Origin of the sequence: Streptomyces sp. NPDC057616, from assembly GCF_042800575.1 — a bacterium.
Lineage (GTDB): Bacteria > Actinomycetota > Actinomycetes > Streptomycetales > Streptomycetaceae > Streptomyces.
In genome coordinates, this window is sequence record NZ_JBHVGU010000015.1 from 52170 (window position 1) to 72486 (window position 20317).

Sequence of the window (20317 nt, forward strand, 5' to 3'; positions counted from 1 at the left end):
AGCCTTGGACTCTTATGTGCGGGGCGGCCCCGGGATCGGGCGCCGCGTCCTGCGACAGGACGCCTCCCTTCGTGTCGTGGCGCGGCCGAATCGCCCGGGCAGCCGCCGTAGCGGGCGCGTCACCTTTCTCGGTGTGAAGGGGCCGGGGTCAGCGCGCGGCAGTGAAGATGTACTGACCGGCCGGAAGGTAGTACGTCGCCGCACCGGCCGGGACCGCCTGGGCGGGTGCGGCGATCGACTGCGGTTGCGATGTGGGTACGGTGACGACCGCATGGGCGCCGGTGGGCACGGTGACGTGCAATGTCAGTTGCCCCGCGGAGACCGACCACTCGCTCCGCGCCACACCGAAGGGGGTTTCGTACGTGCTGGCGGCCGAGGTCAGGCCGCCGCCGGGTTGCGGTGCGATGCGCAAGGAGGCGTAGCCGGGGCTGCCTGGGCCGAGCCCGCCGACGTGGCGGTAGAGGAAGTCGCCGACCGAGCCGAGACCGTAGTGGTTGAAGGAGTTCATCCCCGGGTCGTTGAAGGAGCCGTCGGTGCGGATACCGTCCCAGCGCTCCCAGATCGTGGTGGCGCCTTGGTCGATCATGTAGCCCCAGCCGGGGAATCCGCGCTGCAACAGGATCTGGTACGCGGTCTGCACATGGCCGTGGGCGGCGAGCACGGGCAGGAGGTTCTCCACGCCGAGGAATCCGACACTGAGGTGCCCGTTTGTCGCGGCGACCTTGGCCGCCAGTTTGTCCGCGGCCGGCTGGACCAGGGCGGCGGGCAGCAACTCGAAGGCCAGAGCCAGCACATAGCCGGTCTGGGTGTTGCCGCTGACTGTGCCGTCGGCCGTGACGAAACGACCGGTGAAGGCCTTGGCCACCTGGTCGGCGAGTTGACCGTACGACGTGGCCTGTGCCGCGCGGCCGGTGGCGGCCGCCATGCGGGAGACCAGGCGTGCCGACCATGCGAAGAAGGCCGTGCAGATGAGGTTCTGGGCCGTGTTGTCGTTGACGTTGAGCCAGTCGCCGAAGGTCTGCTGATCGCGGATCAGGTCGGTGCCCGCGGTGCCGCGGAGATGGTCGACCCATTTCGCCATCGCGGGGAAGTGCTGGTCGACCAGGTGGAGATCGCCGTAACGCTGCCACAGGGTGTACGGGATGATCGTGCCCGCGTCTCCCCAGCCGGCGGTGCCGGAACCGCTGATCACTGCGGGCGCGACGTCGGTGAAGGCGCCGTTGGGCTGCTGGGCGTCCATGAGGTCGTCGACGAACTTGGCGAGGAAGGCGTGGGTGTCGAGGTTGAAGGTGGAGGTGGCGCAGAAGGCGGCGATGTCTCCGGTCCAGCCCAGGCGCTCGTCCCGCTGGGGGCAGTCGGTCGGTATCGAGAGCATGTTGCTGCGTTCGCCCCACACGATGTTGTGCTGCAGTTGGTTGATCAGTGGATCCGACGTGCTGAAGGTGCCTGGCTGCGCGGCATCGGTCCACACCGCACGACCGGTGAGAGTGTCCTTGTCCGGGGTGAAGTCGGTGGGCAGGCCGGTGACTTCGACGTAGCGGTATCCGTGGACGGTGAACCGGGGCTCGTAGATCTCGGTTCGGCCGGTGCCGGCGAGAGTGAATCGGTCGGTGGCCTGAGCGGAGCGCAGGTTGGTCGTGTAGAGCGTGCCATCGGGGTTGAGGACCTCGCCGTGGCGGAGGGTGACGGTGGTGCCGGCGGCACCGGTCAGGGCGATGCGGTTCCAGCCGGTGAAGTTCTGCCCCATGTCGAAGATCCACACCCCGGTCTGCGGCTGGGTGATCGCCGCAGGCCGGAACTCGCGCTGGACGGTGACACCGTTGTCGACCTGGGCGACGAGGTGGGGAGTTGCCTCGCCGAAGACGGCCGCGGCGGCCCATCCGCTGTCGTCGAAGCCGGCGCCGTCCCAGCCGCTGATGTCCAGGCGCGCGTCGAAGGTCTCGCCGTGGTAGAGGTCGTCCGCCCTGATCGCACCCGTATTGACCTTCCACGTGCCGTCCGTCGTCACCAGCTGGGTGCTGCCGTCGGTGAAGGTGATGAGCAGCTGCGCGGAGTACCACGGCTGCGAGCCGTACTTCTGGCTCCCTGCGAAGCCGAGGCTGCCGGAGTACCAGCCGTTGCCCAGCCAGGCGGCGAGGGCGTTGCCGCCCTGCCGTATCTGCGCGGTGACGTCGAAGACCTTGTACTGCAGGCGCTTGCCGTAGTCGGTCCAGCCGGGGGCCAGGACGTCGCTGCCGACTCTTCTGCCGTTGAGCCGGGTCTCGTGGAGGCCCAGTGCGGTGGTCAGCAGCCGTGCGGAGGCTACCTTCTGACGGACGGTGAAGGCTTTGCGCAAGAGCGGGGCGGGCTTGACGACGTGCACGTTGGCCCCCCACGGTCCGCTGCCGTAGGGCGCGACCACGCGCGCCGCGAGCCAGTCGCTGTCGTCGAAACCATGCGTGTTCCAGCCGGCCGGCGCGTCCTTGTATGACTTCCACGACGTGTCGGTGACGACGGTCGGGCCGTCGGCAACGGTCAGCTTGGCGATCATTGCGGCCGGGGAATCAGTCGTGTTCCACGTGGCAATCGCGATGGTGTTGCTGCCGCTGGTGAGATGGGCGGTGACGTCGACGAGGGCGGCGCTCTTCCACGAGTCGGTCACCCGCGGTGACGTGCTCACCTGGGTGCCGTTGACCCACACGTCCGCGGTGTCGTCCCCCGTGACGACCAGGGTCGCGCCGGCGGGGGCTCCCGTCAGCGTGAAGGTGCGGCGGAAGTAGCGGGTCTCGACAGGGAGTCCCGCCGCGGGGTCGCCCTCCGGGTACCAGATCCAGGCGGCCCCTGTCAGGTCCGGAGTCGCGGGTTGGCCGATGAACGCGGCACGCCACTCCGTGGCCGGTGCCGGCAGACCGGTCTCGAACCACTGCGGCGCGCTCCATGCGCCCGCCCGGCCCTGGGTGTCCCAGACACGGACGCGCCAGTAGTAACGCGTCAGGCCGGCGAGGCCGGGACCGCCGTAGGGGATGGCGAGCTGCTGCCCGGAGGTGACACGGCCGCTGTCCCAGACGTCTCCGGTTCCCGCGCGTGTGGAGGAGACCTGGATGCGGTAGGCGGCCTGGCGCTGCTGCCGCGCCGTCGAGTCGAGCTTCCAGGCGAACCGCGGCCGTGCGGCGTCGACACCCATGGGTCTGGTGCGGTGCTCGACAGTGCACTCGGCCACCCTCAAGGGCGACGCGGCCGCGAGTTCCGGAAGGCCGACCCTGCGATACCAGGGAGCGATTCCGTAGGCGCCCCGATCGAGGGCGGCGGACCAGCCGCCCTCGGCGAAGGATGCCTGCTCCCAGCCTTCCGGCACATCCTTTCCCGCCGACCAACTACCGTCCGTGAACACGTCGGTCGTACCTCCGGTGGTACGGACGCGCAGATGGCCGATGACCCCGGCGTGGCCGCCCGCGCTCCTGCTCGCCAGCGCAATGACGTTGGTGCCCGGCACCACGGCCGGCCCCAGATCGACATGGAGCGCGCTGCGCCAGGAGTCGGCGACTCTGGGGGATCCGGCCAGAGGCTGTCCGTTGAGCCACACATCCACCGTGTCGTCACCTGTGACAACGAACTGCGCGTCCGTGACCTCGCCTTGGGAGACGTCGAACTCTTTGCGGAAGTAGCGGTACCCGGCGGGTGCGCCGGTTCGCCGATCCCCGTCCGGGTGCCAGATCCAGCGAGCCCGGGACAGATCGACGGGCTCGGCACGCGCCGTATCCACGGCCGCCGCTGCCTCGCCACCGAACGCGCCGACACTTCCCGCCACTGCGGCACCGGCGACCAGCGCCGAGCCCACGCCCAGCAGACGGCGCCGGCTGAATGGCGGCTGATCATGCAGGGGGGACGAGTTGCGGTCGGAGGGCGTTGTCTGACTTGCCAATGGAGTACTCCCTCACACGAGGCGGGCGGAGCGGGGCGACTTGGCTGTGCGACGAACACGAAGGTCGTAGTGAAACGTTTCAAAACGTCAATGCGGGTGCACCGTATGAGAGTTGCGCGACGACCGTCAATAGGTGCGGCGTCAGTCCTCCAGGACGGAGCCGATGAGGCGACGCCAAAAGGCAGCGCGTGTCCTTCACGCGCCCGACGACTCCGATCCCGGGGCGATTCTGTTCAGGCCGCCACGCCTGGTCTGCGGCGACTGGGGACTGTCACGGTGTGGAGCGACCGTCCTTCCTCTCCCCCGGCACAGCTCAACCAGCGACCGATCCGCACTTCGGGACGCCGCCGCGCCTCCAGTCCGCGGCCCGGCACGGGTGGTTGTGGGCGTACAACCTCGAACACCTCGACCTGATCCGTCGTTTCGTCGAAACATCGCTGCGGTAACGAGCACCTTGGTACGGCACCGGACAGGCGATGACGTTGGTTGCCTGTCTTCCGGCATGGATCAGGCGGGCGAAGAACCGAGAGGAGATCCTGCGTGCCGCCGGTCGGATCCACGCCTCGGTGGTTGCCGCCTGACCTCTCTCACCAGCGTCCGAACGACACTCGCACTTGGTGTCCGGTTGCGCTGTGCAGCCGACCTGCGGCAGCGGACCTGCGGGCGGCCTCCGCCCGATCATGCGCACCGGCCCACCTGTCCGTACGGGCGCGGCACGCGGGGCCGTCGTCGGGGCGGGCTGTGGTCAGGGCCTCGAGGGACGGCGCGCTCCCGCATGCCGTCCTTCTCGGCAGCGGGCACCCGGCAGGTCCTGCTGTCGAGGGTTCAGGCGATGTCCGAGCCTCGCAGCACCAACTGCGCCACAGCGATGCCCGCCACGACGATCGCCGCCCGAAACGGCCACCGGCTCCGGATGTCCGACGGCACAGCCGTGCCCGCGATTGCGACGGCCCCGGCCATCGCCGCCAGTGCCCCGCTCAATCCGCCCACTGCTCCGGGTGGGCCTGCGACGAGCACCCCCACGGCCGCCAGCATCACGAACGGTGCCAGCCACCGGCAGGTCTTGCGGCCCAGCCTTTGCGGCAGGCCGCGCACACCGGTCCCGAGATCGTCCTCGATGTCCGGAAGCGCGTTGACCAGGTGCGCCCCCACACCCAGCAACGCCCCGGCCGCCACCGCCCACCAGGCGGGCCAGGACCGAGACGGCAGGCCCAGGGTGACGAAGGCCGGCAGTGATCCGAAGGCCACGGCGTAGGGCAGCGGTGAGAGCACCGTGTGCTTGAGTACCAGGTTGTAGGCCCAGCCCATGGCCACCATGCCCAGATGCGCCACTCCGGCGGCGGCGCCGCTCAGCAGCGACAGCGGCACGCACAGCCCCAGAGCGGTTCCGGCCGCGGCAGCCGCCGCCCGAGGCGGGAGTTCGCCGGTGGCTACCGGTTTGTCGCGGCGTCCGCTGATCGTGTCGCGCCGGGCGTCGACCGCGTCGTTGCACCAGCCGACCGAGAGCTGGCCGGCCAGCACGGCCGCGGCCACCGCTGCAGTCCCCACCGCTCCGCGATGCGCTGCCACGGCAAGCGCGGTCACGAGCACCGTCACGGCGACTGCCGGCTCGAGGTGGCAGGAGCGCAACAACACCGGGACTCGGCGTGTCGTGGACGGAAGGGCATCGGGCGCATGTAGAGACATACATGGACGTTACGGGTGAAGCTGGAAAAGGGAGGCATTACCGGCATGCATGTCACTGCAATTGTCGACGACGCCCTTCCGCTACCCGCGCCGTCCCGGACACCCCCGCCCGGTCCGGCGACCGCGGTCAGAGCGATCCACACCGCGCTCCCGCCGTACCGGTACGCCCAGGAAGAGCTCACCGAGGCGATCGGTGACCTGTGCCTGCCCGCCGGGGCCGACCGCGCCTTGCTGCGCCGCCTGCACGCATCCGCCGGTGTGCGCACACGCCATCTCACCCTCCCGATCGAGCGGTACGCCGACCTCGGCGACTTCGGGCAGAGCAACGCCGCATGGTTGGCCGCCGGGCTTGAACTGGGCGAGGAAGCCCTCCTCGGCGCGCTGCAGGAGGCGGGACTCGGACCGGCCGACGTGGATCTGCTGGTGTGCACCTCCATCACCGGCATCGCCGCTCCCTCGCTCGACGCCCGCCTGGCCGGGCGCCTGGGGCTGCGGCCCGACGTCAAGCGACTCCCGGTGTTCGGCCTGGGGTGCGTGGCGGGCGCGGCAGGACTCGCCCGGCTCCACGATTACCTGCGAGGGCACCCGGCCGATACCGCCGTGCTCCTCAGCATTGAACTGTGCTCGCTGACCCTTCAGCGACGCGATGACTCCCGCGCCAACCTCGTCGCCGGCGCCCTGTTCGGTGATGGCGCAGCGGCGCTCGTGGCACGCGGCAGTGGCGGCGGGCCGGAGGGGGCGGGACCCTTCGTGGTCGCCACACGCAGCCGTCTGTATCCGGACACAGAACATCTCCTGGGGTGGGACATCGGCCCCACCGGGTTCCGCGTCATGATCGACGCCGGTGTTCCGGACATCGTGCGGGATCAATTTGGCCGCGACCTGCGTGCGTTCCTGGCCGACCACGGCCTCACCACGGACGACGTCGGAAGCTGGGTGTGCCACCCGGGCGGCCCCAAGGTGCTCTCCACCATGGCCGACACCCTCGGGCTGCCCGGCGACGCCCTGAACAGCGCCTGGCACTCGCTCGCGACGGTCGGGAACATGTCCTCCGCCTCGGTGCTTCACATCCTCCAGAAGACCCGGCAATTCGACCGACCCGAGCCCGGCACCTGGGGGGTGCTCCTGGCGATGGGGCCGGGGTTCTGTTCCGAAGTCGTCCTGCTGCGCTGGTGAGTGCTCTCATGCCCTGGTACACGATTCTCGTCCTTGCCGTCACGGCCGAACGCGTCGCCGAGCTCGTCGTCGCTCGGCGCAACGCCACCTGGACCCTCGCCCGCGCCGGTGTGGAGCACGGCCGCGGTCACTACCCGGTCATGGTTGTGCTGCACACGGGTCTGCTCGCCTGCTGCCTCGCCGAACCCGTGCTCGCCCACCGGCCGTTCCTGCCCGCTCTCGGCTGGCCCATGATGGCGCTTGTCATCGCGGCGCAGTCACTGCGCTGGTGGTGCATCGTCACTTTGGGGCCCTACTGGAACACGCGAGTCATCGTCGTCCCCGGAGCGCGCCTGGTCGGCGCCGGGCCCTACCGCTTCCTGCGTCACCCCAACTACGTCGCTGTCGTCGTGGAGATCGCAGCTCTGCCGCTGGTCCACTCCGCGTGGCTGACCGCCACGGCGTTCACCACGGCCAACGCATTGCTGCTCGCAGTCCGAATTCGCTGCGAGAACACGGCCCTCGCCTCGGCGGCACCCGCGTGAGCGGCGGCCACGACGTGCTCATCGTCGGAGGCGGTCCAGCCGGGCTCGCAACCGCGCTGCACGCCGTGCGCGCGGGGCTCGACACCGTTGTGGCGGAGCCACGTCGGACACCGATCGACAAGGCATGCGGCGAGGGCCTGATGCCCGGCGCCGTCCGAGCCCTCAACGCACTCGGCCTGCAGGTCCCCGGCCACCCGGTGACCGGCATCCGCTACATCCAGGGCGCCCGCGAGGTCCAGAGCGCGTTCCGGCACGGCCCCGGCCTCGGCGCACGCCGCACCACCCTGCACAATGCCCTGCACCAGGCCGTCGTGGACGAGGGAGTGCCCGTAGTGCCGCTGCGCGTGGGGGAAGTACGACTGGACGCCAGGGGCGTGACCGTACCCGGGACGGGCCTGCGCGCACGGTGGCTGGTCGCCGCGGACGGACTCCACTCACCGCTGCGCCGTTCGCTCGGCCTGGAGGTGAAGACCAGTATGGCGCCCAGGTACGGCCTGCGCCGTCACTACGAGGTGCCTCCCTGGTCGTCCTACGTCGAGGTGCACTGGGGACCCTACGCAGAGGCGTATGTGACTCCGCTCGGCCCCGCACTCGTCGGCATCGCGATGCTGACGGCCCGGCGAGCGCCCTTCGGCACCCAACTCCAGAGCTTCCCCGAACTGGCGGCCCGCCTCCCTGCGGAGAGGGCCGTCACCGCGGTGCGCGGCGCGGGGCCCCTGCGCCAGCGGGCACGCACCCGCGTTCACGGACGGGTACTGCTCGTCGGCGACGCCGCCGGATACACCGACGCGCTGACCGGTGAGGGCGTTTCTCTCGCCCTGGCCGGTGCCGAAGCCCTGGTCGCCAACGTGCGCCGCGGCACACCCAGCCGCTACGAGACCGACTGGTGCCGCGCCACCCGCCGCCACCGGCTCCTGACCGACCTCTTGGTGCGGGCCCGCCAGCAACCGGCGCTGGCCTCGCGCATCGTGCCCACAGCCGCACGCCTGCCCCGCCTCTTTGCGGCTGCGGTGAACGCACTGGCATGACCGGATGAAAGCTGCCTGACGGCACTTCAATGCCGCCGCCGCTATGGCCCTGTCTGCCTGATGCAGACGGTAGGCGTGGTCGGCACGGTCATGGAGGCCTGTTGTGTCTCCCGACCGGTCGGCGGAGCCTTCGAGTCCATCTCAGTGAAGCTCGGTGCGGTGGGGCAGAAAGTGCGCGAGAACGTGGGGACGTATGCGGTCATCGGCCCTCGGACTTCGGGGCCCTTACCAGTAGTGGAGCTGGGATGAGGCGTATCCGCCTGGCCGCCGTGTGGGCGGCCGCACTTGTGTCGATCGCTGCCGCGAGCGGTTGTTCCAGTGGTGGCGGTGGTTCCTCGTCCTCGACACCAGCGACGCCGTCGAGTACAGCCACGAGCAGCGCGGGCCGGAACACAAGCCCGTACGCACCGCCGAGCAGTGCGTCGGCCGGCGCGCAGGCCATGGTGAAGACCGCCTCGGCCGGCAACCTCGGCACGATCCTGGTGGACGGGAAGGGGCGCACCCTGTACCTGTTCGAGGCGGACAAGTCGACAACCTCGACCTGCAACGGGTCCTGCGCCGCGGCGTGGCCGCCGCTGCTGACGTCCGGGACGCCGTCGACCGGCGGCTCGGCTCAGTCCGGACTGGTCGGCACCTCGAAGCGATCCGACGGCACGACGCAGGTCACCTACCACGGTCACCCGGTCTATGGGTACGCGGGTGATTCCAAGCCGGGCGACACGAACGGCCAGGCGCTCAACCAGTTCGGTGCCGGGTGGTACGTCCTCGACGCCGGCGGCAACAAGGTCGCCAAGAGCTGAAAGGGCGACGACCGCATGACGAGTCAGCCGACATGACGCCCCGGACCGGTCACCGAGCCCCCCAGCGGCACTCTCCCGCGCGGGCCGCCGCCATCACACTGGGCGCTGCGGTGCCAGTGGCCGTGGCCGTGGCCATCTGGGTGACCGGCGAGCACCACAGCCCGCAGTACACGACCAGTCTTTTCGGCGCGCAGGGCGCCGCGGCGATCACCCTCAAGGCCCGCCTGGGCAGCGCCCTGTTCGGCCTGGCGCTCGTCCAGCTTCTGCTGGCCCTGTGGATGTACGGACGACTCCCCCGTATCGCAGCGGCGCCACGCAGCGTCCGCATCTCGCACCGCATCGTGGGATGGGCCGCCTTCCTGTTATCGGTGCCCATCGCCTACCACTGCGTCCGTACCTACGGTGTAGAAACCACGAGCACCCGGGTCTTCATGCACTCGGTCGCCGGCTGCGCTCTGTACGGAGCCTTCGCCGCCAAGGTATTGGTGGTCCACAGCCGGCGCCTGCCCGGCTGGTTGCTCCCGGCCGCCGGAAGCGCCCTGTTCGGCGCGATCGGGCTGCTGTGGTACACCGCCGCACTGTGGGCCCTCAACGACTTCGCCGCTCCTGGTCTGTAGCGACGGAGTGCCACTACGGACCAGAACTCCGTTCAGGCAACGCTTCTACGCATCCTCCTCGCCCGTGCCTGATGGCTCCGGGCGGACCGCCCCGGTCAGACTGCCGCACTCGACCGCCAACCCGCCACCACGAGGGCCGGCGACGAGCCGACCAGCCTGTTCCAGTCCAATCCGGCGCAGGGATGGACGGACCGCGGCGCAGGCCGCCCAATCGACGGGCGGTCGGCGCCCCCGCGGCAGGTGGCCCGCGTTCACGCGGCGGAGCAGATGGCGTCGTCGTCCGTGCCCGCCGCCCTCATCTCGTCGGCTTCCTTGTCGGCCCGAGTGATCGGTCCAGACGGCCACGCCGCACTCACGGCGGCGGCAGCGACGACCACGCCTGCCAGGACAAAGGCCCAGGAAACACCGCCCGGCCTGTCCACGAGGATGCCCGCAGCCGCTCCTCCAACCGCGTTCGCGGCGACGGGGACGGCAGCGATCCAGGTATGCGCCTCAGTGAGCATGCCCGTAGGCACGATGCGACCCACCAGGGAGATGTAGACCGTCAGGCAGGGGGCGATGACACCACCGCCGAGCACGAGCGCGGCGCCGAGCACCGTCGGGCCGGGCACGACGGCGAGTGCCGCAAGGCTCAGGGCCACGCCGCCGAGCAGCCAGGCGAGTTGCCGGTGCAGGGGCGCGCGCGGCGGCCAGGCTCCGTACCAGAGACCGCCCACGGCCGAACCCAGACCCCACACCGCGAGCAACAGGCCGGCCAGAGCAGCGGAGCCTGGGCCGGAGTGCCCGGCGGCATAGGCAGGGACCGCCACACTGACGGCACCGAACCCCGCCCCCAGCGCGCCGACGCAGCCCAGCAGCACGGTGAAGCCGGGCAGGCGCAGCGGGCCCAGACCGCCCGTTCTGACGCGGCAGGCACGAGGGCGCTGGGCGCGCATCGCGGTGCCGCGGGCCACCACGGTGGTGCCGATCAGGGTCACCCCGGCGGCCGCGCCGATAGCCGCGGCCGGGGTGGCGATCGCAACGCATGCCCCCACCAGCAGGGGACCGATGACGAAGACCACCTCGTACAACGCGGTGTCCGTGGCCAGCACGGTCCCCCGCAGGCGTTCCCAGCCGGTCGTGGGTGCGGTGAGCCGGTTGCATGCGCCGCGGATGACTGCGGTGAGGGGCGGGTAGGTCGCGCCGACGGCGGCGGCCACCGCGCAGATCACCAGCAGGGTGCTGTCGTCGCGGGCGGTGATCACCAGCCCGGTCAGGGCCATCGCATGGGCGATGGCGGTACCCAGCAGAACGGGAGAGGGGCCCAGCCGGTCGGCGAGCCGTCCGATCACGGGGCTGATCGACACCCCGGCCAGGGCATACAGACCGACCGCGAGGCTGGCACAGGCATACCGCCCCGTCGCAGCCTGGACGAGGAGCAGCAGGGCGAGCGGTGTCATGCCGCTGCCGAGCCGTGCGACAACGCCCATCATCAGCAGCGGTGTGAGGCCGGGGATCTTCCGGACTTCGGCGTATCGGCCCAACGAGGTCACCGGCCATCGCTCCTTCGGGTGGGTTGCCTGTGACGTCAAAGTCGCCATCAAAGCCGCGGCAGCACGTGGTCGAAGAACACGCGGTCGGTCTCGAAGACGGGCTGCAGCCGCGAGAACTCCTGCGATGTGACCCAGAGTGCGTCGCTCACCTCGCCCGGGTTCATCAAGACGTCGCCCTGCTCCGCCTCCGCTGTCCACCAGTGCAGACGGAACGTGCCGTCCTCGGTCTGTGACTCCCAGACCTTGGCGACGGGCGAGATCCTGAGGCCGACTTCCTCGTGGACCTCCCTGATCAGGGCCTCCTCCTGCGTCTCACCAGGTTCGAGTGTGCCGCTGAGCGGCGCCCAGTACCCCGGCAGCCTGGCCAGCGGTCCCCGCTGGATGACGAGCACCCGCTCTTCCCGCCGCACTACGGCGACGATCGCCTCTCGCTGGTCCATCACGCTCCTCCTTCGGCGGCTTCCAGGGCATGGAACACAGAGAGCATCGGCAGGGCGGCAACGTCATGGCGACAGAAGCCGCGGCCAGCCAGAACAGTGCCCCAACAGCAGGACTTGCCGATCTTCTTGATCTCCCACGACTCAGGCAGCAGAACGCCCCGCCGGCCGCCCCTGAGGAGCCGCCCGGGTGCAGAACGGGCAAGGTGCCTGCGAGGGCGGTGTCAGACCAACACCTCCCGAAGCCAGGCCCTTTCGGCGCGGCTGGTGGCCCGGGCGATGACGAGCATGCCGCGCCGGTAGGGGTCGTCGGTGTCGTCGGCACCCAGCCGGCGGTCACCGTCGTGGAAGAAGCTCGCGGGCTGTTCCAGGAAATCCAGTCGCCGACGCAGTACCGCGTGCTGGTCAGCGATGTCGGGCAGGTGGGACAGGAAGGCCAAGACCGTGAAGAACCGCGTGCTGTCGCTGATGTCCAGGCCCTTGGCATCCCGCAGTCGGCACAGCAGCTCGCGGTGGCCGGCATCGGTGAGGCTCAGAGTGTGCCGCTGAGCGGCCGAGGCGCCCGGTTCGGTCCGCCGGTCGAGCAGCCCGGCGCCGACCAGCCGGTTGATCGCCGGGTAAAGGCTGCCATCGCTGACCGGCCGGGCGTGGCCGGACAAGTGCTCTATCCGCTGCCGCAGTTGATAGCCGTGCAACGGGCTCTCGGCCAGGAATCCCAGGATCGCGAGTTCGAGCATGGTGCTAGTCTCGCATGTCGAATCGAGGTACCTCGAATCGAGGCAGGAGTCGGGATGGCATACACCGAGGAATGGGTGACCACACGGGCGCGCAACGCTTACGAGCGTGGCCGGGCATCGTTCGACGTACGGCCCGAACGCACGGCGCTGCTGGTGATCGACATGCAAGACGAATTCGTACGGCCCGGCTGGAGTCCCTACTGGGTGCCCGCGGCCACCCGGATGGCACCCAGGTTGCAGCAGCTGGTCGAAGCTTGCCGGGCAGCCTCTGTCCCGGTGCTGTGGACCATCTTTGACGACACCCATCTCGGACTGGACCGGCCGCACGCCTTGCGGTTCCTCCCTCATGCCGACACCGACTGGCGCCGGCCGGGCCCTGCCGAGGTGTGGGCCCCGATGGGCCGCCACCCCGAAGAGGCCGTCATCCGCAAACCCTCCTACGGGGCGTTCTACGACACCCCGCTCGACACGATGCTCCGCAACCTCGGCCGCGACACGGTCATCGTCACGGGAACGCTCACCAACTACTGCTGCGGCACCACCGCCCGGCAGGCATACGAGCGCGGCTACAAGGTCGTCTTCGGCTCCGACGTCACGGCCACCGACGACGAGTCCCGGCAAGAACCCGAACTCGCGGTCCTGCGCAAGGGTTTCGCTCTCGTGCTCACCGCCGAAGAGATCACCGACCGACTGACAACACCGACACGCTGATCCCCGCCGTACGCGCTCACCAGGGGCATCTTTCACCGGCTCAAGCCGGGCGTCCGACGCGCGGATGCGATCAAGCTCGGCCACCGTCGCAAAGCGGGAGGCCACAACAGCCCCGTCGCCTTCCCCCGACCGTGGCCGGACCACGCGAGGGCCTGACCGAGGTTGCCCGCGCCGGTGCGCACCATGGCTCGCGAGCCATGGTCGGCGAGCGACCTCGCCACTACGACGATGCATCTCCCACGCATTCGCCGAGAAGGAGCGCGGCGACCGCCTCCGGGGCCTCGTGCATGGCGTCGTGGCCGGTTGGCAGGTCGTGGACCTGCCAACCGGGATCGGCTCGGAGGCGGGTGCGGAGTCCGGCGAAAGGCGTCCGGTCTTCCCATCCCGAGCAGTAGACGAACTCCCGCCGGGGGACCTGGTCGAGCTTGCCTGTGAGCCGGATCGCCTGCAGAAACGAGGCCAAGGGATGCGGACGGCGGCGGGGATCGCCGCCGTCGGGCGGTCGGATGGCGTAGCCGGTGGCCGCAGCGCCGACAGCAGCCAATTCCCGAAAGTAGTCGTTCGTCGACGACCACCAGGACTCCCCGTCGCGCGGTACGAAGGCGTCGAGATGCACCAGTCGCGAGATCCGGCCGCCAGCGCGGTCGGCGACCGCGGAGATCACCATTCCAGCGTAACTGTGGCCGACCAGCGTCGCGTTGGTGATGTGGTGACGGTCGAGGTGTCGCAATACGTCGTCGGCGTGCGTGTCGAGGTTGGCGGTCGCGAGTGTCGCGTCGTCGTCGTCCGGCCGCAGACCGGTCAGGGTCAGGGCGTGAACGGCATGACCGGCACGCTCCAGCAGCGGAACCACCGCCTCGTACGACCACGAGCCCTTCCAACCGCCGGGCACCAGGACGAACGTCGCCATGTGACTCTCCTTATCTCGAGCCGCGGCATCGAGGCACCCCGCCTCGATGCAGGTGGTTCGGCCGGGATGCTGCACGGCCAGCCACCACTCCACATGCAGGCAGTCTCACCCGCTCAAGATGTGGCTTGCCACCGTCAGAAGGCCATCTGATGCCCGTTCGCCGCCAACCTCGCCAGACCGCGGCCGTGACGTCACATGTGTGGCCGCCCGGCGCGCCCCGCCTCTGGCTGGCGAGGACAAGCCGCACCGTCACAGGGACTTATGCGCGGTGGGCGGCTTCGTACTGGTCGCAAGGGACATGGGCTGCCCGGTCGCTTACCTGCCCGGGTGGACGACGCGACGCATCGCCGACCTCTACCCCGGTGAAGCCAGGGCCGCGGCAGCAGCCGCGTTCATCAACGCCGACACCGCTCGCGCGATGCCGCCCACGCTGCGGGCCATCGACACACACCGCGGGCGATCGACGGCGAGGACGAGGCGATCGTCGAGTCGGAGATGATCGTGGGCTTCCGACGACGATCTGCCGACGCAGGCCACCAGGATTACCAACCAGCCGCATGGCCTGCTGACCCAGATCCACCTCTCGATGGCCATGACCCTGGACGGCGCCGCGACATCTCCGTAGCCGAGACGGCGCCGAACGCTCAGGTGCTGGCTAGCGGCTTGACGCTTCCTGACGGACGGACCTCTCGCAGCGCTTCCTCGAGCAGAGGTCCAGGGACGCCTCGATGAGGAAACCCAGGCACGTCAGGTCCGTCACATTCAGACCCAGTCTCCGGGCGATGTCCTGCTGTCCGAACTGCGCCGTGGCGATCATCCGGTCCATGGCGTGCAGTGCCTCAGGCGAGTCAGGGATCCGACTGCCCGAAGCGGCCACCCCAGCTGCCTCGGCTGTCGCCTCGCAGGGCGACGAGGCCATGTCGCACCGAGCAGCACAACACAACTGCCACATGCGGTAGTTGTTGACCTACACACCGAGCCAGGAAGCAAAATCGCTGCGGCCGCAACACACGTCGGGCACCTTGCGCCACCGGCGCACGCCGCCAAGCTGGACAGCGTTCCTGACGGCATTGGCATGAGAAGAGGCGGCTAGCCAGGGCGGGCGCCTGCAGCCAGTCGCCTGTGGTCGGCGTGTGGCTTGGAAAGGGCGTGACCAGGTCAGGAGTGCGCGCCACCCACTGCGCCCCGACGCTTGCCGCTCTCCACTCGCACCCGGTCGGCGGCCTCGCCGGAGGCCTGACAGGTGCCGTTGTCGAGCTCGGAGTCAAAGAGAGGTCCGGCGCAGGCTTTCTGACGTGCCGTCAGTTCAGCTCGGTCGCCTCGGAACGAGCCCCGATGGTCTGGAAGGCGTGTCACAGGCGGGTGGCGTCGGCCAGTTGCCGGTGCAGGTGTGCCGCCAGGCAGTCGATGGGTAACACGGCGAGGCCAGCACCGGGCAGCAGCACGACGCGCGCCGCGCCCTCTACGGGTACGCCGCCGCGGTCTGACCCTCGGACACCCAGGGGCGGCACTCGGCCTGCCGACGCTGCAGCGCAGCCCGGGCGCAGGCAGCACTGCTGCCGGCCAGGTCGTCATCGGCCGGCCGGCCCGGGAGCCTGGTCACGCCGCACTGTTGAACTGGCGGCGGAGGTAGGCGTCGAAGAACCGAGCTCCGAGCAGGCGCCTGCTGTGGACCAGCAGCTTGGCGGCGGGCGTTACCACGTAGCGGGTGCGCGGGTGCGCGCCGGTGGCAGCGTGCTCGATGACTTCGGCGACGGCCTCGGGCGGGGCCGACAGCAGCTTCGACCGGTAGGACTGGGTCATTTGCCGGTCGGCAGCCTCGTTCAGGCTGTCGTAGGGCCCGGTCGGGGCTGCCGAGTCGGCCAAGGTACGGGCGGCGGTGTCACCGAAGCCGGTGCGGATCAGGCCTGGCTCGATCAGACTCACCTTGATCCCGAAAGGCGCGACCTCGAAGCGCAGCGCGTCGGTCAGGGCTTCGACCGCGTACTTGCTGGCGTGGTAGTACCCGCCGGCCGGGAAGACGAGCCGGCCGCCCATGGAGCCGACGTTGACGATGCGGCCCCGCCCGGCGGCACGCATGCCGGGCAGCACCAGCTGGCTCATCCGGGCCAGCCCGAAGACGTTGGTCTCGAACTGGCGGCGCACCGCGTCCAGGCCGGTCTCCTCGACGGTGCCGTACGCGCCGTAGCCGGCATTGTTGACCAGCACACCGACCGAGCCGTGCTCGGTCTCGATCGTCTTGACGGCATCGGCCATCGACTGTTCGTCCGTGACGTCCAGGGCCAGGGTGCTAGCTCCGGCTCGGGCGAGATCGGCAAGGGATTCGGGTCGGCGGGCGGTTGCATAGACCGTCAGCTCCGGATGGGCGGCCAGGCGCAGGGCCGTGGCCCGGCCGATGCCCGAGGAGGTTCCGGTGATCAGTACGGCGGTGGTGGTCATGGCGCTTCCTTGTCGGGGTGGTCGTGGTCAAGGCCGGCGATGAGCAGCGCGACACCGTGGCGCAGGCGTCGAGCGGGGGCCTCGGGGTCGGCGAGGTCGGCTTCGAGGCCGCGGGTGAACGCCAGCAGCAGTTCCGCCACCTCGCCGGCGTCCGCCTTGCTCAGATCGGGTCGGGTGGTGGCGATCGCCGAGGTGAGCAGGTCACGCATCGCGTCGTTGTAGGCCTCGACAAGGTCCGCCGACTGACGGGTCTCGACGCCGAGGAGCTCAGCGGCGTGCGCGGGACTGTCGTGCCAGAGCCGGGCGGCCAGCCCGAGCTTCGCCTCCAGCACTCCGGTCAGCTGCTCCGTCAGATCTCCGGGGGTCGCGATCGCGGCGCGGGCGTCGGCCAGGGCCGCGTCCAGCAGGCGGGCGGCCAGGCGCCGGAAGGCGTCCTGCTTGTTGCGGACGTACTGGTAGACAGCGGGACGGGACATGCCCGCCTCTCGGGCGATGTTGTCCATCGTGCTGCGCCGCACGCCAGTGTGAGGGGAGGTGCCGGACTCCGCGATGTGTCCGTCTTCGACGTGAACGGCCACGCCGACTGGGACCGGTCGGAGGCGGTTCGAGCAACCGATGTGAGTGATCAGCGGCCCCAGCAAAGCGGCCATGCCCGCACGCGCCGCGACGGCAAGGGTCCTCTCTCACCGGGAGCCGAAAGCATGCAGCTGCTCTCCCGTAGCCACAGTGGCCCGGACCTGGGTCCGTGGTCTGCGGGAAACAGGTAGATCGAGAGTCCGCCCCTGCTTCGTGGCCGACACGTCCCCGCTCACCGACAGACGTGTCACGGCCCTGCTGCCGGCCGCCAGCACGTACCAGTGACCGGCCGGCGACCGCCAGCCCACCGTCGCCGCGACGTTCTGACCGAAACGGCTGCAGGCGGCCGTCGACCGCGCCCGCGCAATCGTGCGGGCGGGCTCCGCCGGCACGTCCCTGCTGGTGCGCAGGGTCACCGTCACATCGCCGGGTCCGCTCCAGGTGTCGGCGCGGGCACAGCTCCACACAGCCGTGCCGCCGCGGTCGGGCAGACTCTGCTCGGCGAAGTCCCAGGCGTTGACGGATCGGACGCCGGCGTTCCCGGGCGAGTCGAGGGTGCAGGCCGTGTGAGCCCATGCCAGGAGGGCGGCCGGACCGGTTGCCTCTCGGGGCCGCCCGGGCGGCCCACCTTTACCGGGCAGCGGGGTATAGGTGAGGTGTGCCGGGGACAACGCGCCCCGGTCGGCCAGCAGAAACGAGTGCTTCTCGACGATGCGTGCCGAGGAACGCAGCTGCAGCACCGGGCGGCTCTCGCAGCCGCGGCCGGCGGACACCACGGACACCGGCCGCGTGACACCGTCCCTCGCCGTCCGCAGCGGACGTGCGAGGACGTCCGGACGCAGCAAGTCCCGGATGCTCACCTCGGAGATCCAAGGCGCCAACAGATAACGTGCGCTGCCTTTGCCCGAGTACAGGGACACAGCGGCAGCCGTCGTGAGGTCCGCGTCGTCGGTACGGGCAACTCTGAGTTCCGCGGTACGCGCCGAGGAGCGGGACTCGCTGTAGCGAGCAAGTCGAGTGCCGTCGTACAGGAGCACCACGGCCCGATCGGCGACGTCTCCGGCGTACAGCAGTTGTGGTCTGGTCGTCGGCGCGGCCGCGGTTGTGGCGGGAGCAAGCCGTACACGAGTGCCAGCCGGCGGATGTGCCCAGGTGGTCAACGCCCGGCCGAGCAAACCGTCGTCATGCGACCTCGAGCCGCGGGGCGGCCATGCGGTGAAGTCGACCCTGGAGGTGTCGTCCCATGCCTGCGCCGGAGTGCGCACCAACTCCGCGGGGCTGAAGGCGGTGTGGTCGGCGCGAGCCTGAGCGGAAGGTACGCGCACTGTGTCGCCGGCGGCAGTCACGACCACTGCGGTGGCAGCTGCCAGACCGATGGCGGCGGCACCGAGACTCAGTCTGATGCGCCGGCCGCGGCGCAGCAGATCGGTGGGACCGGCCTGGAGGACACAGGCATCGAATTCCTGCGACGAGAGCAGCGCGGCCGTCGGCGCGAGCTGGGCGGCTGCGAGCGAGTCGGCGGTACGCATGGCAGCGGCAGGGTCCTCAACCCCCGCAGCTTCGAGCAGGTCGTGGACGGCAGCCTCGGACAGGCCGTGCACCGAGCGCAAAAGGCATGCGGCACGTGAGGCGGCGGGCACCTCCGACAGCCGCCGGGCGAAGTCCAGTTCGTCCGCACCGCCCGACCGCGGGAACAACCGGAGTCCGATGACGAGGGGCAACCGCGTCTTGAATGCCGCAGGCAGAGCGAACCGCGGAGACCAGCAGCGCGAACGTCGTTCGTACGCCAAAGCCGCGCGCAGCACTTCCACGATGAGCCGTCGCTCCGCGGTCTGCCGGCTGGGGACCTCCTCGCGGGGGTGTGGTACAGAAGGCACGCCTGGTTTCGTCCGCGCGCGCGGCAGGGCCCGTTGAACAAGAGAATGCGCCAGGAGTACCCGCCGATGGTGACCGAGTGCTGCCGGAAGGGTGAGGTGCGCCAGGCGGACCAGGTCCCGGTACCGCTCGACGAGGACGGCTTCGGCCTCCTGAATCAGGGGTCTTGCATGGGGCCTGAGCAAGCGGAGGTGCATTCGGTGACGTGCTTTCCGGAAGACAACGCGGGTGTACCGCTCCGTCAAACGAGTGAACGCAGAACCGGTCACACTCCCGGGGCAACGCGTGGCATCCGGTCTGCTCGCGTAGGGCCACGGTCGCGTACGGGTCCGTGTATTCGCCGGGCGACCTTGCCGGGTGTCTGCAGAGCTCGTCTGTGTGCGTCGAGCGTGCGGATGCGGCGCCGGTGTGCGGACGGGCGGGGGTAAGTACCTGTTCCGTAGACCGGCCCTGCCGTCCCTGCGGTGGCGGGAGTTGACCCCCGTCCCAACGCAACGGAGCCTCACATCGAGCCAGTAAGCCGGCCGTCGCTACGAGCGCAAGGCCGGCCACTTTCTCGCCTTCGTCGTCATCGCCAGCTCCCTGATCTGCCACCGGCGCCTCTGCAGATCAGTGCATTCTTGGAGTCCCGAGCACGATGGCCGGGCAATAGGAGGTCGCAGGGATGCTCGTGTGGTGGACGGCAACGGACCCGGAATCGCGACGGTTCTCCGCGATTGAACGAAGCTCCGACGTTGCGCATCTGACGGATCACTTCACCGCACTTCGCTCGCATGGCCAGGGATACCTGGAAGTCCGCCTGCCGGGCGACGAGTATCCCCTGCTGACCCTGGGCTTCCAAGAAGATCAAGCAGTCATCCATCAATTCAGCGCCGCTGAGAAGTCCTCCCTGCTCGTCGGTGATGGCACCGCCTCAGCGGATTCCTTCGTGCAAGTGCCGATCATGGACGACTTGGCCGTAATCAGTGGCGACTGCGTCCTCGCCGTCGATCGCGCATGGACCCTCGTACGCAAGTTCATCCAGACCGGGGCGCCTGCCGAGCTGGGTGAGTGGCGTGAGTTGTAATCCCGGACCGATCACCAATCGAGACACCGTTCAAGTGCGCACCGTATGGAAGGACGAGCCCAGGCGGTCGGCGAACAGCCGCACCGACTTCTCCACCTTCAGCTGGTCCTCCGTCGCCCATATCGCGGAGGCTCCTGACCTTTGTGTCTGCGGGCATCAGGCACATCCCCTGTGGCGCGGTCCGCTGCGCCAACCGTCAGCCGATGACGACGACAGCGAGCGGCAGGAGTGTCGTCAGCCCGGTATTCGTCTGCCCTCGACGAGGGTCGGGTACTGGCTGCGATGACGGCAGTACGGAAACG

The 20317-nt window shown here is 69.8% G+C and carries 17 protein-coding genes; 8 read left to right on the forward strand and 9 right to left on the reverse strand.

Features of this window, described 5'->3' with window-relative positions; genetic code table 11:
• Positions 1 to 148: 148 nt before the first annotated feature.
• Positions 149 to 3901 carry a family 78 glycoside hydrolase catalytic domain gene (locus ACFU97_RS20230; protein ID WP_384258208.1) on the reverse strand — a complete coding sequence of 1251 codons (3753 nt, stop codon included), beginning with the start codon at positions 3899 to 3901 and terminating at the stop codon, positions 149 to 151.
• Between the two features lie 278 nt (positions 3902 to 4179).
• On the opposite strand from ACFU97_RS20230, the gene ACFU97_RS20235 reads away from it, so the two are divergent.
• On the forward strand, positions 4180 to 4347 hold the full coding sequence (locus ACFU97_RS20235) for a hypothetical protein (protein ID WP_384258211.1): 168 nt from the start codon (positions 4180 to 4182) through the stop codon (positions 4345 to 4347).
• Positions 4348 to 4726: 379 nt separating this feature from the next.
• Here the strand turns inward: ACFU97_RS20235 and ACFU97_RS20240 are convergent, their stop codons facing one another.
• Positions 4727 to 5497 (reverse strand): UbiA family prenyltransferase, encoded by a 771-nt coding sequence (locus tag ACFU97_RS20240; RefSeq protein WP_384258213.1) that lies wholly within the window; start codon positions 5495 to 5497, stop codon positions 4727 to 4729.
• Between the two features lie 135 nt (positions 5498 to 5632).
• Between ACFU97_RS20240 and ACFU97_RS20245 the strand changes: the two genes are divergently transcribed.
• From ACFU97_RS20245 to ACFU97_RS20265, 5 genes are all read left to right on the forward strand, one after another.
• Positions 5633 to 6763: a type III polyketide synthase gene (locus ACFU97_RS20245; RefSeq protein WP_384258499.1), complete on the forward strand. Its 1131-nt coding sequence runs from the start codon at positions 5633 to 5635 to the stop codon at positions 6761 to 6763.
• An 8-nt stretch (positions 6764 to 6771) separates the two neighbouring features.
• A complete protein-coding gene (locus tag ACFU97_RS20250; protein WP_384258215.1) occupies positions 6772 to 7287 on the forward strand; it encodes an isoprenylcysteine carboxyl methyltransferase family protein in 516 nt (171 codons plus the stop codon).
• Positions 7284 to 8315, forward strand: coding sequence for an NAD(P)/FAD-dependent oxidoreductase (locus tag ACFU97_RS20255; protein ID WP_384258218.1), 1032 nt, complete (start codon positions 7284 to 7286; stop codon positions 8313 to 8315). Before ACFU97_RS20250 ends, ACFU97_RS20255 begins: the two co-directional genes overlap by 4 nt.
• A 440-nt stretch (positions 8316 to 8755) precedes the next feature.
• Complete coding sequence (locus ACFU97_RS20260) at positions 8756 to 9115, forward strand: hypothetical protein (protein ID WP_384258220.1); 360 nt, start codon at positions 8756 to 8758, stop codon at positions 9113 to 9115.
• A 32-nt stretch (positions 9116 to 9147) separates the two neighbouring features.
• A complete protein-coding gene (locus ACFU97_RS20265) occupies positions 9148 to 9732 on the forward strand; it encodes a DUF6529 family protein (protein ID WP_384258222.1) in 585 nt (194 codons plus the stop codon).
• Positions 9733 to 9983: 251 nt separating this feature from the next.
• Here ACFU97_RS20265 and ACFU97_RS20270 read toward each other — a convergent pair whose 3' ends face one another.
• The 3 genes from ACFU97_RS20270 to ACFU97_RS20280 all read right to left on the reverse strand — a co-directional run bounded on the left by ACFU97_RS20270 (position 9984) and on the right by ACFU97_RS20280 (position 12438).
• The gene (locus ACFU97_RS20270; RefSeq protein ID WP_384258225.1) at positions 9984 to 11264 is read right to left on the reverse strand and encodes an MFS transporter; all 1281 of its coding nucleotides are present in this window, start codon (positions 11262 to 11264) and stop codon (positions 9984 to 9986) included.
• Positions 11265 to 11311: 47 nt separating this feature from the next.
• Positions 11312 to 11704, reverse strand: a complete 393-nt coding sequence (locus ACFU97_RS20275) for an NUDIX domain-containing protein (RefSeq protein WP_384258227.1) — start codon at positions 11702 to 11704, stop codon at positions 11312 to 11314.
• Between the two features lie 221 nt (positions 11705 to 11925).
• Positions 11926 to 12438, reverse strand: coding sequence for a PadR family transcriptional regulator (locus ACFU97_RS20280; protein ID WP_384258229.1), 513 nt, complete (start codon positions 12436 to 12438; stop codon positions 11926 to 11928).
• A gap of 54 nt (positions 12439 to 12492) precedes the next feature.
• Here ACFU97_RS20280 and ACFU97_RS20285 point away from each other — a divergent pair, with 54 nt between their 5' ends.
• The gene (locus ACFU97_RS20285) at positions 12493 to 13149 is read left to right on the forward strand and encodes a cysteine hydrolase family protein (RefSeq protein ID WP_384258231.1); all 657 of its coding nucleotides are present in this window, start codon (positions 12493 to 12495) and stop codon (positions 13147 to 13149) included.
• A 220-nt stretch (positions 13150 to 13369) separates the two neighbouring features.
• Here ACFU97_RS20285 and ACFU97_RS20290 read toward each other — a convergent pair whose 3' ends face one another.
• The 4 genes from ACFU97_RS20290 to ACFU97_RS20305 all read right to left on the reverse strand — a co-directional run bounded on the left by ACFU97_RS20290 (position 13370) and on the right by ACFU97_RS20305 (position 19146).
• Positions 13370 to 14059 (reverse strand): alpha/beta fold hydrolase, encoded by a 690-nt coding sequence (locus ACFU97_RS20290; RefSeq protein WP_384258234.1) that lies wholly within the window; start codon positions 14057 to 14059, stop codon positions 13370 to 13372.
• Between the two features lie 1599 nt (positions 14060 to 15658).
• Entirely contained in the window at positions 15659 to 16498 is an 840-nt protein-coding gene (locus ACFU97_RS20295) for an oxidoreductase (protein WP_384258236.1), read from the reverse strand.
• On the reverse strand, positions 16495 to 17148 hold the full coding sequence (locus ACFU97_RS20300) for a TetR/AcrR family transcriptional regulator (protein WP_384258239.1): 654 nt from the start codon (positions 17146 to 17148) through the stop codon (positions 16495 to 16497). Before ACFU97_RS20300 ends, ACFU97_RS20295 begins: the two co-directional genes overlap by 4 nt.
• Positions 17149 to 17181: 33 nt before the next feature.
• A complete protein-coding gene (locus tag ACFU97_RS20305) occupies positions 17182 to 19146 on the reverse strand; it encodes a hypothetical protein (RefSeq protein ID WP_384258241.1) in 1965 nt (654 codons plus the stop codon).
• Between the two features lie 467 nt (positions 19147 to 19613).
• Here ACFU97_RS20305 and ACFU97_RS20310 point away from each other — a divergent pair, with 467 nt between their 5' ends.
• Positions 19614 to 20015: a hypothetical protein gene (locus ACFU97_RS20310; protein WP_384258244.1), complete on the forward strand. Its 402-nt coding sequence runs from the start codon at positions 19614 to 19616 to the stop codon at positions 20013 to 20015.
• Positions 20016 to 20317 lie beyond the last annotated feature (302 nt).

Coding starts and splice junctions, on each gene's coding strand:
- ACFU97_RS20305 (WP_384258241.1), bottom strand. CDS start 19,146: ATGCACCTCCGCTTGCTCAGGCCCCATGCAAGACCCCTGATTCAGGAG.
- ACFU97_RS20295 (WP_384258236.1), bottom strand. CDS start 16,498: ATGACCACCACCGCCGTACTGATCACCGGAACCTCCTCGGGCATCGGC.
- ACFU97_RS20260 (WP_384258220.1), top strand. CDS start 8,756: ATGGTGAAGACCGCCTCGGCCGGCAACCTCGGCACGATCCTGGTGGAC.
- ACFU97_RS20280 (WP_384258229.1), bottom strand. CDS start 12,438: ATGCTCGAACTCGCGATCCTGGGATTCCTGGCCGAGAGCCCGTTGCAC.
- ACFU97_RS20285 (WP_384258231.1), top strand. CDS start 12,493: ATGGCATACACCGAGGAATGGGTGACCACACGGGCGCGCAACGCTTAC.
- ACFU97_RS20245 (WP_384258499.1), top strand. CDS start 5,633: ATGCATGTCACTGCAATTGTCGACGACGCCCTTCCGCTACCCGCGCCG.
- ACFU97_RS20290 (WP_384258234.1), bottom strand. CDS start 14,059: ATGGCGACGTTCGTCCTGGTGCCCGGCGGTTGGAAGGGCTCGTGGTCG.
- ACFU97_RS20250 (WP_384258215.1), top strand. CDS start 6,772: ATGCCCTGGTACACGATTCTCGTCCTTGCCGTCACGGCCGAACGCGTC.
- ACFU97_RS20310 (WP_384258244.1), top strand. CDS start 19,614: ATGCTCGTGTGGTGGACGGCAACGGACCCGGAATCGCGACGGTTCTCC.
- ACFU97_RS20265 (WP_384258222.1), top strand. CDS start 9,148: ATGACGCCCCGGACCGGTCACCGAGCCCCCCAGCGGCACTCTCCCGCG.
- ACFU97_RS20300 (WP_384258239.1), bottom strand. CDS start 17,148: ATGGCCGCTTTGCTGGGGCCGCTGATCACTCACATCGGTTGCTCGAAC.
- ACFU97_RS20275 (WP_384258227.1), bottom strand. CDS start 11,704: ATGGACCAGCGAGAGGCGATCGTCGCCGTAGTGCGGCGGGAAGAGCGG.